Below are 15,832 nucleotides of genomic sequence, written 5' to 3' on the forward strand. Positions count from 1 at the left end.
TTTTCACTCGTCATAGTTAATTTTAGGTTTATTTAACTGCAACTTACGTTCACGCGAGCGTAAGTCATTCCAAAGGCTCAAACGTGATGATTTTCCGGCTAATTCTCCGCTACTAGCCGCGGATTTCATTAACCAGAGGTTTGAACCATTAAAACTGTATATCGGTAGCAAATCGCTACGCTTGGAGGCTAAAACAATCCTCGGATTTAAGTTGTCGAGGATCAGAGGTTCTGAGCTAGGGGTTGGGTAGTAGGCTAAAACCATGTGAAACTGATTAAGCTCAATGGCTTTAACGTAAACTAAGCGCATTTTTGAGTCAGGCACGCCAAGCTCTAATAATGAAAAATACTTGGCAATGGTGAAGTCTTCGCAGTCGCCTCCGTTACTGCCTAAAAACTCCAATGGTGTCGCCCAATAGTCCTTTTTTCCCCACAATTTAATGTCGTCAACGAAATACAGCTGATTGAAAAAGTCGTTGACGGCTTTCAGTTTTTCTTGAGATCCAAACGATTGATAGGTGTCAAGGTTTGAGCGCCAAGTCATGACTCGCTTGCCGGCTCGCTCACCGTACACGGATGTAACGGCATCTACCCATCTTTGTTCCTCGCTGTTTAACGCGCCAATTTGAAACGAAAAGCAACTCAAACATGCAATTAACGTTACTTTACGCTTCAAATCTGAGGGCATATTCGACTCATATCACAACTGTTCTCTTCCATAAGAATTCACCTTGAGAAATGTGTGTTGAATGATTGGCTCAATCAACTTATGACAATGTTCATTACTCTTTGAGAGCGTTGGTTTTTGCACTCAAAATGGGCTTCAATAGATATTCTAGAACGGTTCGTTTACCGGTAATAATATCGACAGATGCAGTCATACCCGGAATGATGGGTAAATCCGCATTTTGACCGAAATTGGTTTTATCGGTTCGTACTCGTACAATGTAAAAACTGTTACCCTCTTCATCTTGAGTAGTATCGGCACTGATGTGCTCTAATTCACCCTCGAGGCCACCATATTTGGTGAAGTCATAAGCGGTAAATTTCACAATGGCATGCAAGTGAGGGCGTAAAAACGCGATGTCTTGAGGCGCGATTTTCGCTTCCACTAACAGCGTGTCTTCGGTTGGGACAATCTCGACGATATCCATACCAGGTTGGATTACGCCGCCAACGGTGTTTACATTCAATGTCTTAATTGTACCAGTTACTGGCGAGACCACGACAGTCCGGTTTACGCGGTCCTCTAAGCCAACCGCAGATTCAACTAAAGCAGATAGTTGGTCTTGGGTATTATTAAGCTTTTCTTGTTGCTCTGAGCGGAAATTCAATGCGGCATTGATACGATTAAGCATTGATTCTCGGATAGACGAGCGAATCATTGGGATTTTCAATTCGCTTGAGGTGAGCTCTCGTCGAGTATCGTTTACTTGGCGTTGTAATTTGAGCAATTCGATTCGTGGAACCACACCCTCATCCGCTAACGGTTTTGTTATATCGAGCTCTTTTTGTGCAAATTGATAGCTTTGACGCAAGTTGTTTACACGGGCTTGGATTTCGATTAAATCTTGTTGTTTCTGTTTTACTTGCTGATCCAGTACGGAAAGTTGGTTTCTTAGATTGTCGAGATCTTCGCGGTATTCGGCTTTTTGGCGCAGTGTCAGCCTAGGTTGGTTTTCTTCTAAGCTTGGTGGGAAAGTCAGTTTCCCATAGTCAAGAACCACGCTCTTTTCCCAGTTTTTGTCATCAAAATCTCGATTTACTTCGACGCTGTTGATTGAAGCTGAAAGTTGCAGAACAGAGGCGGTTAAGTTGGCGACTTGCTGTTCGCGTTCGCGATAATCAGAGCGAAATCTTGTGTCATCTATCAATAAAAGTTGTTGATCTTTTTTTACTTGTTGCCCTTCTTTTACCAAGATTTCTTTCACCAATCCCCCCTCAAGGTTTTGGACCACTTGGATTTGTGAAGAGGGAATCACTTTACCTTGCCCTACGGTGACTTTGTCAATTTGTGCCCACGATGCCCAACCGATCGCGGCAATAAAGAACAGAACCATAACCCAGAGCATAATACGGGCATTTGTCGGGGTATTGAGGAGTAAGGCCGCTGTTTTATCATCGACAAAATCCAACTCCTCACTACTTAACTTGTTGTAATTGTTGCGGCTCATTACGTTCCTTGCCTGTTGGTTTTAATTATCTTCTTGATTTTATTATTATTAACTTAGTCTGTCAGCATGCTTTTTGAACAAAATAGGTAAACAATCGCAACATGATGAGTCAGAACATTTTGAACTGTGATTTATCCAATTGATGCTTTTTTAGTTTGTCATAAAGAGTTTTTCTCGATATTTGTAATTCTAGCTGAATCTCTTTTAGTCTACCCTGATGACGCTGGAGTGCATCAAATAATAAACAATACTCAAAATATTCTAAGCGTTGCTGCATGCTCTGTATTTCTAAGCCTTTCTGGCTGTCCCACTCCTGAATATGGAATCCATCTGGTTTTAGTGCTCGCCACTCAGCGAATTGGCGCAATTGTTTGATGTTTTCTGGCCAGCTCATTTGAGTTAAATGTTGGATTTCATCCTGAGTAATATGAGGAGGCTGAATTTGATGTCGACTGGCCGCGTGACGAACAAAGTGTTTGTAAAGTGGCGCAATATCTTCTTTCCGCTGATCTAAGTTAGGCAATGTAATCACGTTAGCACTGAGATCAAACTCTGTCGGCGATTGAGTTAACGATCCAAATACGCGCTGCAATCTGGGGTGTGAAAACAGCTGCATCCACTGTTTTTCTGATAGATTTTCAGCGCTGAAAATATATAAGCTGCATTGTGTTTTCCCCTCGGTTAGATGATGAATAGCGGTGTCTAAAGGGCCTTGTGAAAGTTGGCATAAATCCTCACCAGATACAGCGAGTAATTCACTGTCTGGAGCCGCATGAAGATCATGAGCAAATTGCGCGGCGATTCTTCTTCCTGTGCCATCCTGACCAACAAAAATAAGTGGCTGAGTGGGTGCTGTGCTGATCAGCATTCGGCGCAGTTTAACAATGGCTTGGCTATGCCCGATCATCTTGGGGCCAACATGCGTTTGCATGGCGAGTTCTTTTTTCAGCCAGACATTTTCTTGAAGTAAGGAAAGTCGTTCTTTGGCTTTATTGAGAGACTTTAGTAAACGCTCGGTCGAAAAGGGCTTTTCTAGAAAGTCGTAAGCACCACTTTTCATCGCTTCTACGGCCGTCTTCACATCACCATGTCCCGTTAACACGATAAATTGAAAGTGTTGATTGCTATTGAGCAGTGTTTGCATGAATTCTAAGCCATTCATGACTGGCATATGGATATCAGTGATGATGATTGCGGGGGTACCCGGATCAATCATTCGTAATGCTTCGATTGCATTTGGGAAACAAATGACATCTATTTCTTCAATGATCAATGCTTGGCTTACCGCATCACGGATGTGGGGGTCATCATCAACAAAGTAAATTGGGCTATGCATGTCGGTTTTCCTCTTTGTTGATGTTAATCGCACAAGGCACCGTCACAATGAAAGTCATGCCCTTTGATTGAGCAATGCTATCTATCTCTTTGTTTTGATAAGCCGCCAGTGTGCCTTGGTAACTTTCTAAGATGCGTTTGGAAATGGTCAACCCTAAACCTAATCCCTCGGGTTTAGTGGTAAAAAATGGGTCAAATACTTTCGCAAGGGCGTCATGTGACATCCCTGGACCATTGTCTGAAATCAGAATATCGCATTGTGAACCATGATATTGAACGGTGATGGATATCTGTGGATCAATACCATGCCCCTCCATGGCTTGCGCAGCATTATGGAGTAGGTTGATCAGCACTTGTTCGAGCTCAACATTGTGAATCGCAAGAATGACGTCACGTCCAATCGATGGCACTTTTAATGTCACACCTTGCTTGATCAGCTTATTGCTTAGAATGCTGGTGGCATTGTGCACGGCATAGTGAAGGTGCGAGACTTCATTGTGCTGGTGCTGTCCGTTCTTTCTGGTAAAGACTTTCAAACGTGCAATGACTTCTGCAATCGTGTCATTGAGAGCAAGCATTTTGTTGAGGTTGTCTTGAACCATTGGATAGCGTTCCTTTGCCATTAAACGCTGTGAATTTTCTGTATAGGTTTTGAGAGCAGCCAGGGGTTGATTTATTTCGTGATTGATACTGGCAGAGAGCTCTCCTAATAGCGCAAGCTTCGTTGCTTGAGTGAGTTCTTGTTGTGTTTGCTTGAGCTCTTGCTGGCTTTGCTCATATTGGCGTACCGTTTGTTGTAACTTGTCATTGGCTTGGCTGAGAATTAAGGTTCTTTCCTGTACCTTTAGTTCTAAGTTGGCATTCACATTTGCAAGGCGTGCCTTGTTGACCAGCATTTGAAACCATGCCAATGCAATCAAACTCACTAACACATACAGCAGCAGATACACCATATCGGCTTGCAATACGGCTGTGGAGACTTCTTGTTGATGAATAAATGCAATGACGCGAAAGCCTTTATCAAACATATTTGTTGTGTAGGCGAGGTATTTGGGTGATACCAATAGCTGATGGTTTTCAAATTGACTAACGCCACTCTGCTTGGTGAGTTCGCCATAGTATAAGGGTAGTGTTTCACCATATTGTTGAGTTTGATTAAGCTCTTGCTGTGCTTGTTTGGAAAGCGGGAACAGAGCACGATAACGCCAATTGGGCAAGTTACTCATGAAAACCACATTGTGAACACCAGTTACTAATAAATCCCCATCGTTTTGCGCGAGGCGTTGTTCTAACTGCTCCAAGTTAACTTTTACCGTAACCACACCTTTCACTTCACCATCGACCCAAAGTGGCGAAGAAAAGAAGTAGCCACGTTTGTTAGAACGAACACCAAGTGCGACGTATTGCGCCGTGTGTCCTTTGAGTGCATTTTGAAAATAGGGGCGAAAAGCAAAGTTAGCACCAATGAAACTGTCATCTTGTTGATAGTTGCTTGAGGCAATGACGACCCCGGTTTTATCATGAACGTAAATGGTATCGGCAAGGCTTTGATCAAGCCAATCAGACAACAAAAGATTGAGCGAATGAGAAGGAGAGCCTACTTTGACGGCTGCAAGCAATCTTGGGTCGTGACTCAGTAGGTTTGGTACTTGTTCAAACTTGGCAAGCTCATACTCAATTTCTTGGCCTGTTTGAATGGCTTGGCTTTTGAGTTTATCTTGCCATTGATCTTGTTGGTATTGCGTTGCGTAGTGATGAGTTAAAACAAGCCCAAACACACCGATGGCGAATAAGACCGACAAAAAATGGCGTAAAGCGTTAATGTTAAGTAGGTTCACGATTCACTCACTTGTTTTTAACGCTATGTTATCAAAAGGCATTTCACCTTGTTGTGAGGTGAAGCGATAACGTGACAAAACACGGCTTTGTCAGTTGTGCTGTCGCGTTCTGGCCTTGTATTTACTATTTATCGGGCGCACAATCGAATAAAAACGAGTGAAGGAGTGAAGATGGAACTTGCTGATATTCGTCGTGAGTACACAAAAGGTGGCCTGCGTCGTAAAGATTTGAAAGCAGATCCGATTGATCAATTTAATCTTTGGTTGGAGCAAGCGGTGGCGGCGGGGTTGACCGATCCTACGGCAATGACAGTCGCAACGGTGGATGAAAACGGCATGCCGTTTCAACGTATTGTCTTGCTCAAAAACGTGGATAAAGATGGCTTTGTGTTTTACACCAACTTGGGCAGTCGAAAAGCACAGCAACTTGAACACAATAGCAATATCAGCCTACATTTCCCTTGGCACCCGCTTGAGCGTCAGGTTCACATCACGGGCGTGGCCGAAAAGCTTACCGCGATGGAAAACATGAAATATTTCACTTCTCGTCCTAAAGAAAGCCAACTTGCTGCGATTGCGAGTAAACAAAGCAGTCGTATTTCAGCACGGGGCGTCTTAGAGGGTAAATTTCTGGAGTTGAAGCAGAAGTTTGCCAAAGGTGAGATCCCTGTACCCACGTTTTGGGGTGGCTTTCGAGTTAAAGTGCAGAGTATTGAATTTTGGCAAGGTGGCGAACACCGCCTTCACGATCGTTTCTTATTTTCGAATCAAGACGGCACATGGGATATTGATCGTCTAGCGCCGTAGAGAAAACGTTGCATGCTTAACTGATAAAGCACCGCCGAGCTCTTTTAAGTTAGAGTCTGGCGGTGTTTTTGTTTTGTGGGTAATGCCTTTAACGTTCTCCATTAAGAACGACAGAAAGTTGATGTTTCAACAAACTTCTTGGCACGATAGAACCGTAACCGGCTTCCATCGCTTTATCTATTAACTCGTTTTTACTGTTTGCTTCAAACTTTGCTCGCAAGCGAGCGACATGTCCTTCCACGGTTTTTGTGGAAATTCCCATCGCCTGCGCAATGAACTGCGGCTTTTTCCCATAAAGTAATAAAAATAACGTTTCTTGCTCCCGGCAGGTGAGTTTGTCTGGTTCTGGTTTGACGTTTGAGAAGCGAAAAATTGATTGTTTATTCGAATTGACGCCTATCGCGCGACAGACCCAGTACCCAACTTCGATCACGGCAGTGTCGGTGAGTTCTCTACCATAGAATATGGTGCCGAGAACGTTGCCAGTGTCATCACGCCAAGGCGTTTTGGTAAAAATATGTGCTCGCCAGTGACCGTCTGGGTATGGATGAATATCGAGGATCTTAAGTGACTCGCCGGTTTCAATCACATATTGGTCTTGGCGTTGAAATTCTTGAGCACACTCAATGGTCGGACTGATCATTTCAAAATCCGTCTTCCCAATGCACTCCTTAGGAGAAGAGTGCCCCATGAGTTCGGCGTATTCCTGATTGACATAGCGGAATACAGACTCTTTATCTTTGCACCCCCAACAACCCGGTAGCTGTCGAAGGAGCGACTGTTCTATGGTATTGACTGGAATATTCAAAAGGGGGCTCACTACTGCTATTTATGGTCTGCGTGATTGCGGATCAATGTCATCCTAATCAATACGTTCCGAGATTGGTTTAAGGCGACCTTTTCGGAGCAAAGCGCGCAATTATTCAACAATGATTCAAACTGATATCGCTCTCTGGATCCATGGTTGGTCATCATAAGAGGGCACCTTGATCATGCTTTCGATAATCGTGTCAGGTTGAACTGGAAGATTGGAAGAATGATCAAGGTAACTCAGCGTAATGATTAACGTTAGGATACGTTGAGACAGCGCTATGATACCAGTTTATACCATTGTTTTCATTGGAATTAGATAAAAAAAAAGGCCAGCCTGAAGACGGGCTGGCAACACAAGATATAATCTTGTCGACGTGTAGAAGAGGTTCTAAATTACATAGCGAGGGTCTGCTAAGTAAGTTAGAGGTATCAAGTAGATACCGTGAGTACTAGGATCGTATGCATCCTAGCGCTCTGGGCTTAATGTATTGAATTTAAGGTATAAAAGTAAGGGGGGAAATCCCTCTATCTTGCTAGATTCTTGGCCTTTTCCTATCGAATGTTAGCGGCTTTTACCTTTCTAAGTCTGGATTGGGCTAAATTTCAAGGCCGACAAGCGCTGTGCCTTACATGGCGGTGTGTTTCAATATCAAAGATCGTTCTAAGACGAAAGGTGAAATGGGTTGGTTTTCTCTATCTTACGGTTTTTGTTAATAAAATTGGGTGTACATTGACCGTAGGTTATACGCGCATGATCATCGTTCCGGAACTATGATCATGTAAAGGTTCATGATCATCTTGATAGGATCTTGCGCAATTGGAACGGTGATGATTTGCAAGCCAATAGAGAAAGTATATGATGCCAAGGTGTAAGCCTACCGTGTAAAGACAACTGTTCGAAATGAGTACTGCAGAGAACCCGAAAGCCCCACCATATAAAGAGATCATGTTGCCAAAGCCAGCAGAGTTGATCACGCTTCCATCTTATATGGCTTGTCATGATCATGCATACACACAAATTGTGATTGGTCTAAAGGGACAGGCCGAATTTGAAGTTCGTGGGCAGGGTAATTTGGTTGGGCCAGGACAAGGTTGTGTTGTGACAGCATGCTCTGATCATGCTTTCGGTGGTGTGATTCATCAGTCCGATATTTTGGTGTTAAACTTACCTAAGCCCAGTAATGATGACCCAAATATGTTGCAAAAAATCAACAGTTTGGAGCAGTCTCATCTGTATTTTCAACTCGATGGTCAAATCCAAAAATTGATTCAAATGTTGGTTCAAGAAATGCGTAGTTCTCCTGATGACTTGCTACTCAGTCGAGCGTGCAACGATACCGTGATCGCGCTTATGCAGCGCCATATTTCTGCATTTGAAACCAGTAAGAAAGAATCACGCTTCGATCTTGAGGCGATTGATCGTTATATTGAGCAGCATCTTAGCCATAAAATCAGCGTGGCACAGTTGGCAGGTAGCGTATTCTTGGGTGAGAGCCAATTTCACAGCTTGTTTAAAGATCAAATGGGCATCACTCCACATCAGTATGTACTTGGTAAACGGATCGATATGGCACGTGACTTGATAGAGAAAGGTCATTTAACACTGGGCCAAATTGCCGAGTTTACGGGATTCTCCAGTCAAAGTACGTTCACCCATACGTTTACTCGCTTACAGGGCTTATCGCCATCTCAATATAAGAAACAGGTTGGATAGTCCGGTTTTATTTGCTCAATAACGTTTTCAGCTTTTCGAGATCATGAGTTAAGCCGCGAATCACTCGCGGCTTTTTTGCGCTTGAAATTTGAGCAATCAAACGTGATTCACGTAATTTTTTTGATGGAAATGATTAATATTTAATGCATTTGGGCTTTCTCTTATTCAAAAAGTAATCTAAATCACTCTTATTTAAGCAAAATATGCCCCATATTTGCTTTGTTTTGTTGTAAATAAAGGTGGAAGATTAATATTTGACATACAAAATATTGAGCATTTGCGTGTGACTATGTAGTTGTATTGTTATAAAAGCGACTTTTTGACAAAAAACTCGTAGTTTTTGACAAGTATTCTTCTCGGCCTCAAAATACACTGCTAGCCATTGATGATCCTCGAAGCGGTTTTCGAGGAGAGAGATTGAGGAAAACGCATGTTTACTGCAACAAACGTGTTAACACCGGAATTTATCGAGCAGCCGCTTGATAAGTTGTGGTCACTGATCTCGCCATTGTACATGGTGGACGAGTCTCAATGGTTAGAGCAATTATTGCCGCTAGCAACGCCGACAACGGAAGAAAAATCGGCAATCACGACCCAAACAACCCAGCTTATCGAAGCCATTCGTGCTGATAAAAAATCAATTCAAATGATTGATGCACTGCTGTTGGAATACAGCTTAGATACCCAAGAGGGTATTTTGCTTATGTGTCTAGCAGAAGCCTTGATGCGTATTCCCGATTCAGCAACGGCCGATGCCTTAATAAAAGACAAGTTAAGTGTGGCTGACTGGAAATCTCACCTTAAGAGTTCCGATTCAGTATTCGTTAACGCATCAACTTGGGGATTAATGTTAACGGGTAAAGTGATTGGTCTTGGTGAGCAAGAAACCCAGAGCCCAGGTCAGGCTGTAAACCGTCTGGTAAATAAATTCTCAGAACCTGTGATCCGTAAAGCCATGTATCAGGCCATGAAAGTCATGGGTCATCAGTTTGTTCGTGGCCGTACGATTGAAGAAGCACAGAAGAACGGTCGTCCAATGCGCGATAAAGGTTTCACTTACTCATTTGATATGTTGGGTGAGGCGGCGCTGACCACGGCAGACGCAAGCAAGTATTTCAAAGACTACTTAATGGCGATTGAAGCTGTTGGTCGTGAAATTACTCTCAGCAAGGATGGGGGTAGTGACACAAGCCCTGCACCATCTGTTTCTATTAAGCTTTCTGCGCTTCACCCACGTTACGAAGTGGCGAATGAAGAGCGCGTGATGACAGAGCTTTACGACACGTTAACGCAACTGCTTAAACGTGCTATCGAAGTGGATGTTGCCATCACGATTGACGCAGAAGAAGCGGACCGCTTAGAGCTGTCATTAAAACTGTTTGAAAAACTGTACCGAAGTGATCTAGTCAAAGGCTGGGGTAAGTTTGGTTTGGTCGTTCAGGCGTACTCGAAACGTGCACTGCCAGTATTGGTATGGCTAAACGGTCTGGCGAAAGAGCAGGGCGACCTTATCCCGCTTCGACTAGTGAAAGGTGCGTACTGGGACAGCGAAATTAAGTGGTCACAACAAGCAGGTTACGATAACTACCCAGTTTATACGCGCAAAGAAGCGACCGATGTTGCTTATCTCGCGTGCGCGCGTTTCCTATTGAGCGAAAGTGTCCGTGGCAATATCTTCCCTCAATTTGCTAGTCACAATGCACACACCGTGACAGCGATTGCGGTGATGGCAGCGCATAGAGATTACGAATTCCAACGTCTGCATGGTATGGGCGATTCACTTTATAACCATGTGATGGAGACTTATGGTCAAACCGTTCGTATTTATGCACCAGTAGGTAGCCATGCGGATCTGCTTCCTTACTTGGTTCGCCGCTTACTAGAAAACGGCGCGAACAGCTCGTTTGTCCACCGTTTAGTGGATGCCCGTTGCCCTATTTCAGAATTGACACATCACCCAGTGGATGTGCTGACGTCGTTTGATACGCTGAATAATCACCAAATCCCAATGCCAACGAACATCTTCCCTGAGCGCAAAAACTCATACGGTGTCAACGTTGATATCGACAGTGAAGTGAAACCATTTGAAGCGCTGGTTGAAAGCTTTCTAACACAGAAATGGACAGCAGGTCCGATCATCAATGGTGTGAAACATGCCGAAAGCATGATCAAGGTAAATGCTGCAGAGATCATTACCGCACCTTATGATCGTCGTATCGAAGTCGGTCAGGTGGCTTTTGCTAGCCTTGATCATGTTTCCGCTGCGATCGAAGCCGCTGATGCTGCATTCCCTGCGTGGAAAGGCACCGACATTGAGAAAAAAGCCGCATGCTTAGACAGGCTTGCGGATCTAATGGAAGAAAACTTGGCGGAGCTGGTGGCGATTTGTCACCAAGAGGCGGGTAAGACGATTCATGACAGCATCGATGAAGTGCGTGAAGCGGTCGACTTCTGTCGTTACTACGCGAAACAAGCGCAAAATCTTCAGCCGTTTGAGTTGGAAGGTTTTGATGGCGTGAAGCGTATCTCTAGCCGTGAGGGTTTAGGCGTATTCGTTTGTATCAGCCCTTGGAACTTCCCGTTGGCGATCTTCCTCGGTCAGGTAACGGCGGCGTTGGTGGCGGGTAATACGGTTGTGGCCAAGCCAGCAGAGCAAACCAGCTTGATTGCAGCACGTGCGGTTGAATTGATGTTAGAAGCCGGATTCCCAGCGGGTGCGATTCAATTCTTGACTGGTCGCGGAGCTGAAATCGGCCATGCGTTAACATCGCATAATGCGATTGCAGGTGTGGCGTTCACCGGTTCAACCGCTACGGCACAGCGCATCAACGTGACGCTTGCCGAGCGCAGCGCGAAGCCAGTACCGTTTATCGCTGAAACTGGCGGTCAAAACGCCATGATTGTGGATAGTACCGCACTGCCAGAGCAGGTTGTGCGTGACGTTATTCGTTCTGCTTTCGCTTCGGCTGGTCAACGCTGTTCTGCCTTGCGCGTTCTGTTTGTTCAAGAAGATGTGGCCGATCGCATCATCAACCTTATCCAAGGGGCGATGAATGAACTGCATGTTGGAATTCCTTATCTACACAAAACCGATGTTGGTCCTGTTATCGACAGCAATGCAAAAAACAAACTCCTTGCTCACCTTGAGCACATGACGAGTACGCAAACCAAAGTCGCGCAGCTGCAACTGAATGAAACGTGTGAGCACGGTGATTTTGTGTCACCGAGTGCATTCGAAATTTCAGGTATTGATGTACTGAAAGAAGAACAATTCGGTCCTATCTTGCACATTGTTCGCTTTAAAGCGTCAGAACTACCAAACGTAGTTGAGCAAATCAACCAAACGGGGTTTGGTCTGACAATGGGTATCCATAGCCGTAATGAGACCACTTATCGTTGGATTGAAAAACACGCTCGAGTGGGTAACTGCTACATCAACCGCGATCAAGTGGGGGCCGTGGTTGGGGTTCAACCATTCGGTGGTCAAGGCTTATCTGGCACTGGTCCAAAGGCTGGTGGTCCTCACTACCTATACCGCTTTACGAAACATCTTTTCGCTCATGTTGAGAATGCATAAGGAGTCGCATTATGGTTCATCAGATCACCTATTTTAAAGATGCATTCTCTGCATGGGAGCAGTGGAATCTGACCGATTTTGATCATAAATGTGAGCACTTACTTGCATTTAAATCTGCTGCTGAAGAGCAACACGCTGTGGTGGGTAAAGTTATCGCTTACCACTTGCAACAAGCGTCAAGCTTATTAGCAGAGACACATCAGTTAGTGGGGCCGACAGGCGAAACTAACGAGTTGTACGCGGCGGGGCGCGGTGTGGCTTTGATCATTTGTGAAAATGATCAAACGAACACTGAGAACGCGTTGTACAGCACTTTTGCAATGATCACTTGTGCCTTAATTGCGGGTAACAGTGTGGTGATTTGCAGTGACAATACAGAGTTTAATCAATTGGTTAATCACGCTGTGGCGTCAGCAACTTTCCCATCTAACCTAGTCCAAGTGGTTGCGTACGATGCGTCTTCCCCGCTGTTAGACAGTGACGTGCGCAGTGTTGGTTATGTTGGGTATTCACAGGTTGAGCATGCGCTTAACTTACAACTGGCTAAGCGTGACGGTGCCATCGTCGGTTTAGTGTCTGAAACGGATTTGGAGTCACCGACGGTGGCTCACGATCCTCATTTGTCGTTACGGTTTATTACCGAGCGTACTCGAACGATAAATATTACAGCGGTGGGTGGTAACGCGACTCTACTCGAGTTGGGAAGCGACGCCCACTAACCTGACTTGTGATGCCAACCTAACAACAGAGAGCCGAAGAGCTAACTTGGGTTGGTATCTCTTGTTCTGGTGTATTGCTGAGACGGCAAAATACCAGAAGAAACAAGGAAGGAAATAATTATAACGAGGACTATCTAATGATAGAAAATGGTTTTGCTATCACGACCACATTCGTGGCGTATTTGTTAATTATGGTTGCCATTGGCGTTTATGCGTATAAGAGGACTTCCAATTCATCGGACTACTTTCTAGGTGGTCGTAGCCTTGGCCCTTGGCCAGCGGCACTTTCTGCAGGCGCATCAGATATGAGTGGTTGGTTGCTACTTGGTCTGCCGGGGTATGCGTATGCGGCAGGTATTGAAGCGTTTTGGCTAGCGGGTGGTCTATTGCTGGGTACATGGGCAAACTGGCTAATTAACGCCAAGCGTCTTCGTACGTTCAGCATTCAAACGGATTCGCTAACACTGCCAGAATTTTTATCGCGTCGTTTTAACGATAAGTCGAAACTGATCCAGACAATCTCTGCGTTTTTCATTCTTTTGTTTTTCCTTTTCTACACCAGCTCAGGCTTGGTAGCAGGGGGTAAATTGTTTGAAACCGTATTCGGCTTGGATTACAGCATCGCGGTTGTGATCGGCACAGTATGTGTGGTGTCGTACACACTATTTGGTGGCTTCTTAGCGGTATCTTGGACGGACTTAGTGCAAGGCTTGCTCATGGCAGCGGCATTGATGATTGTACCTGTAGCCGTGATGGACGGTGGATTAGGTCAACTTGCAACTGACATGCGCGAGATTAACCCAGAGTTGCTAACGCTTTGGAACGACGTGAATGGTGAGCCATTATCGGCAATCGCGATTATCTCACTCGTTGCTTGGGGTCTAGGTTACTTTGGTCAGCCACATATTTTAGCCCGTTTTAAAGCATCACGTTCAAATAAAGACCTTACGACTGCACGCCGTATCGCTGTGGGTTGGACTGCACTTTCTATGACTGGTGCGTTGTTGATCGGCTTAGTGGGTTTGGTATGGGTAACAAACCACCCAGGTACGCAGCTCGATGACGGTGAAAAAATCTTTATGCTATTGGTGAACACCGTATTCCACCCAGTGATTGCAGGTATCTTACTTGCGGCTATTCTAGCAGCGGTAATGAGTACCGCGGACTCTCAGCTTCTTGTTTCGTCATCTGCACTTGCAGAAGATTTCTACAAGCAAGTAATTAAACCTAATGCTTCTTCTGAAGAAGTGGTGATGATTGGTCGTGTCGGCGTTATCGTGATTTCTCTGATTGCTCTATTCCTTGCAATGACACCGGATAGTTCAGTGTTAGGACTTGTGTCTTACGCGTGGGCAGGCTTCGGTGCTGCGTTTGGTCCTGCAGTTGTACTGAGCCTATACTGGAACGGAATGAACCGTAATGGTGCACTAGCGGGTATTTTAGTCGGCGGTATCACTATCGTGGTATGGAAACAACTCACAGGCGGTTGGTTTGATGTTTACGAAATCGTACCGGGAATCATCTTCTCGACCATCGCTATCGTTTCGGTGAGCAAAATGACAGGTGGTGCGACGCAAGATGTTATTGATCAATACAAAGCGTATGAGAAGAAATTGGTAGAACTTGATTAATTCTACTTACGCTAAACAAAAGCCCGCGACCATCGCGGGTTTTTTAGTTTCTGATTTTGGCATAAACCACAGTATTGCTTAAGTTTCCTGAAGTATTGAGACGTTCATTTCTCAACTCACCTTCAAACTCATATCCACAACGTTCGGCGACTGCTCGACTTTTGTGGTTGGTAGAGTCCGCCGTGATGGCAATTCGCCTTGCACCTAAATCCTCAAACGCATGACGTTCTAGTTCGAGCAGGGCTTCAGATGCATAGCCTTTTCCTACAGAGGTATCGTCAAGCCAATAGCCAATCTCAAATGAGGGGACTTTCTTATCTCGGATCATGAGGCCGATAGCACCAATCATGCGATCACTTTGCTTCTCAATAATGAAGTAACGAAGTTCTTCCTCGAAATTTCTAAAGTTAGTGATGGCTTTTTGTGTTCCATCAATCATGGCTTCAAGTGTCAGTGCATATGGGATCCAAGGAAGAAAGACTTCGAGAGTCTTCCGGCTATGCATCACAGCGTGGTGGGCCTCTTCTGCCCGCTCCAAGCATGCAGGTATCAGTTTTAGACGTGTTGTTTCCATACTGTTGCTCCTTGGAGGTAATAAAAACTTATTTAAACAGAAGCGGTTAGTGATTGCGAAAGATTATTCACTTGGTTTGCTAGAGATAACCTGAGAGAATCGAGCCGTTATCCAACCAACTAGGTTTATTATGAAACTTTTAGTAAGAAACTTGGCTCGTGAAACCACTGAGCAAGATCTCCGCGCACTATTCTCAAATTACGGCAAAGTAGAGCTTTGTACCTTGGTTCTTGATCATGAAACGGGTCTGTCAAAAGGCTTTGGCTTTGTCATTATGCCGGATGAAGCGGAAGCCATTTGTGCGTTGGATGCGTTAAATTTATCCAATGTAGCAAAAAGCAAAATCCGAGTGAAAGTCGCGCAAGACTAATTGCCGCACAAGACTAACGTTGAGAGAAGCCAGCATAGATTGCTGGCTTCTTTGTTTATCGCCCGCGAGCAATGTGATTTGTTGGCAATCATCATAATGAAATGGTCTAAGTAAGAGTCGCTCAGTGGTTAATTTTGGTTGAACATTCATGTCACTTCCCTGATCTATTCATTCAAATACTGATTGAGAATAATGTGTTTCCTGCATGAATTGAAAGAGTGATGCTCGCATTGACCCCTGGTCCGACCAACCTCTCATTTTTATGTTGTTTTATTTAGTTT

The 15,832-nt window shown here is 44.6% G+C and carries 12 protein-coding genes; 6 read left to right on the top strand and 6 right to left on the bottom strand.

Features of this window, described 5'->3' with window-relative positions; genetic code table 11:
• Window positions 1-3: 3 nt before the first annotated feature.
• From KHN78_RS19605 to KHN78_RS19620, 4 genes are all read right to left on the bottom strand, one after another.
• Window positions 4-687 carry a transglutaminase-like cysteine peptidase gene (locus KHN78_RS19605; protein WP_128813476.1) on the bottom strand — a complete coding sequence of 228 codons (684 nt, stop codon included), beginning with the start codon at window positions 685-687 and terminating at the stop codon, window positions 4-6.
• A 94-nt stretch (window positions 688-781) separates the two neighbouring features.
• A complete protein-coding gene (locus tag KHN78_RS19610; RefSeq protein ID WP_128813475.1) occupies window positions 782-2,173 on the bottom strand; it encodes an HlyD family type I secretion periplasmic adaptor subunit in 1,392 nt (463 codons plus the stop codon).
• A gap of 109 nt (window positions 2,174-2,282) precedes the next feature.
• A complete protein-coding gene (locus KHN78_RS19615) occupies window positions 2,283-3,509 on the bottom strand; it encodes a sigma-54-dependent transcriptional regulator (RefSeq protein WP_211918299.1) in 1,227 nt (408 codons plus the stop codon).
• Complete coding sequence (locus KHN78_RS19620; protein ID WP_223917832.1) at window positions 3,502-5,349, bottom strand: ATP-binding protein; 1,848 nt, start codon at window positions 5,347-5,349, stop codon at window positions 3,502-3,504. The genes KHN78_RS19615 and KHN78_RS19620 overlap by 8 nt, the downstream gene beginning before the upstream one ends.
• A gap of 168 nt (window positions 5,350-5,517) precedes the next feature.
• Between KHN78_RS19620 and pdxH the strand changes: the two genes are divergently transcribed.
• Complete coding sequence (gene pdxH, locus KHN78_RS19625; RefSeq protein ID WP_211918303.1) at window positions 5,518-6,153, top strand: pyridoxamine 5'-phosphate oxidase; 636 nt, start codon at window positions 5,518-5,520, stop codon at window positions 6,151-6,153.
• Between the two features lie 88 nt (window positions 6,154-6,241).
• Here the strand turns inward: pdxH and KHN78_RS19630 are convergent, their stop codons facing one another.
• Window positions 6,242-6,961: a PAS domain-containing protein gene (locus tag KHN78_RS19630; RefSeq protein ID WP_211918305.1), complete on the bottom strand. Its 720-nt coding sequence runs from the start codon at window positions 6,959-6,961 to the stop codon at window positions 6,242-6,244.
• A gap of 906 nt (window positions 6,962-7,867) precedes the next feature.
• Here KHN78_RS19630 and KHN78_RS19635 point away from each other — a divergent pair.
• The 4 genes from KHN78_RS19635 (at window position 7,868) to putP (ending at window position 14,607) form a co-directional block, all read left to right on the top strand.
• A complete protein-coding gene (locus tag KHN78_RS19635) occupies window positions 7,868-8,680 on the top strand; it encodes an AraC family transcriptional regulator (protein WP_211918307.1) in 813 nt (270 codons plus the stop codon).
• Window positions 8,681-9,110: 430 nt separating this feature from the next.
• Window positions 9,111-12,257, top strand: coding sequence for a bifunctional proline dehydrogenase/L-glutamate gamma-semialdehyde dehydrogenase PutA (putA, locus tag KHN78_RS19640; protein WP_211918310.1), 3,147 nt, complete (start codon window positions 9,111-9,113; stop codon window positions 12,255-12,257).
• Between the two features lie 11 nt (window positions 12,258-12,268).
• The gene (locus KHN78_RS19645) at window positions 12,269-12,976 is read left to right on the top strand and encodes a 1-pyrroline-5-carboxylate dehydrogenase (protein WP_211918312.1); all 708 of its coding nucleotides are present in this window, start codon (window positions 12,269-12,271) and stop codon (window positions 12,974-12,976) included.
• 137 nt (window positions 12,977-13,113) lie between these two features.
• Window positions 13,114-14,607: a sodium/proline symporter PutP gene (putP, locus tag KHN78_RS19650; RefSeq protein ID WP_211918314.1), complete on the top strand. Its 1,494-nt coding sequence runs from the start codon at window positions 13,114-13,116 to the stop codon at window positions 14,605-14,607.
• 43 nt (window positions 14,608-14,650) lie between these two features.
• Here the strand turns inward: putP and KHN78_RS19655 are convergent, their stop codons facing one another.
• A complete protein-coding gene (locus KHN78_RS19655; protein WP_211918316.1) occupies window positions 14,651-15,181 on the bottom strand; it encodes a GNAT family N-acetyltransferase in 531 nt (176 codons plus the stop codon).
• Window positions 15,182-15,311: 130 nt separating this feature from the next.
• Between KHN78_RS19655 and KHN78_RS19660 the strand changes: the two genes are divergently transcribed.
• On the top strand, window positions 15,312-15,551 hold the full coding sequence (locus tag KHN78_RS19660; RefSeq protein WP_211918318.1) for an RNA recognition motif domain-containing protein: 240 nt from the start codon (window positions 15,312-15,314) through the stop codon (window positions 15,549-15,551).
• The last annotated feature ends 281 nt before the right edge of the window (window positions 15,552-15,832 follow it).

Source organism: Vibrio sp. B1REV9, from assembly GCF_905175395.2.
GTDB lineage: Bacteria > Pseudomonadota > Gammaproteobacteria > Enterobacterales > Vibrionaceae > Vibrio > Vibrio alfacsensis.

What these genes read in the sequence shown, in the direction of transcription:
- pdxH (WP_211918303.1), top strand. Translation starts at nt 5,518, where the DNA reads ATGGAACTTGCTGATATTCGTCGTGAGTACACAAAAGGTGGCCTGCGT.
- putA (WP_211918310.1), top strand. Translation starts at nt 9,111, where the DNA reads ATGTTTACTGCAACAAACGTGTTAACACCGGAATTTATCGAGCAGCCG.
- KHN78_RS19610 (WP_128813475.1), bottom strand. Translation starts at nt 2,173, where the DNA reads ATGAGCCGCAACAATTACAACAAGTTAAGTAGTGAGGAGTTGGATTTT.
- KHN78_RS19635 (WP_211918307.1), top strand. Translation starts at nt 7,868, where the DNA reads ATGAGTACTGCAGAGAACCCGAAAGCCCCACCATATAAAGAGATCATG.
- KHN78_RS19645 (WP_211918312.1), top strand. Translation starts at nt 12,269, where the DNA reads ATGGTTCATCAGATCACCTATTTTAAAGATGCATTCTCTGCATGGGAG.
- putP (WP_211918314.1), top strand. Translation starts at nt 13,114, where the DNA reads ATGATAGAAAATGGTTTTGCTATCACGACCACATTCGTGGCGTATTTG.
- KHN78_RS19660 (WP_211918318.1), top strand. Translation starts at nt 15,312, where the DNA reads ATGAAACTTTTAGTAAGAAACTTGGCTCGTGAAACCACTGAGCAAGAT.
- KHN78_RS19615 (WP_211918299.1), bottom strand. Translation starts at nt 3,509, where the DNA reads ATGCATAGCCCAATTTACTTTGTTGATGATGACCCCCACATCCGTGAT.
- KHN78_RS19605 (WP_128813476.1), bottom strand. Translation starts at nt 687, where the DNA reads ATGCCCTCAGATTTGAAGCGTAAAGTAACGTTAATTGCATGTTTGAGT.
- KHN78_RS19655 (WP_211918316.1), bottom strand. Translation starts at nt 15,181, where the DNA reads ATGGAAACAACACGTCTAAAACTGATACCTGCATGCTTGGAGCGGGCA.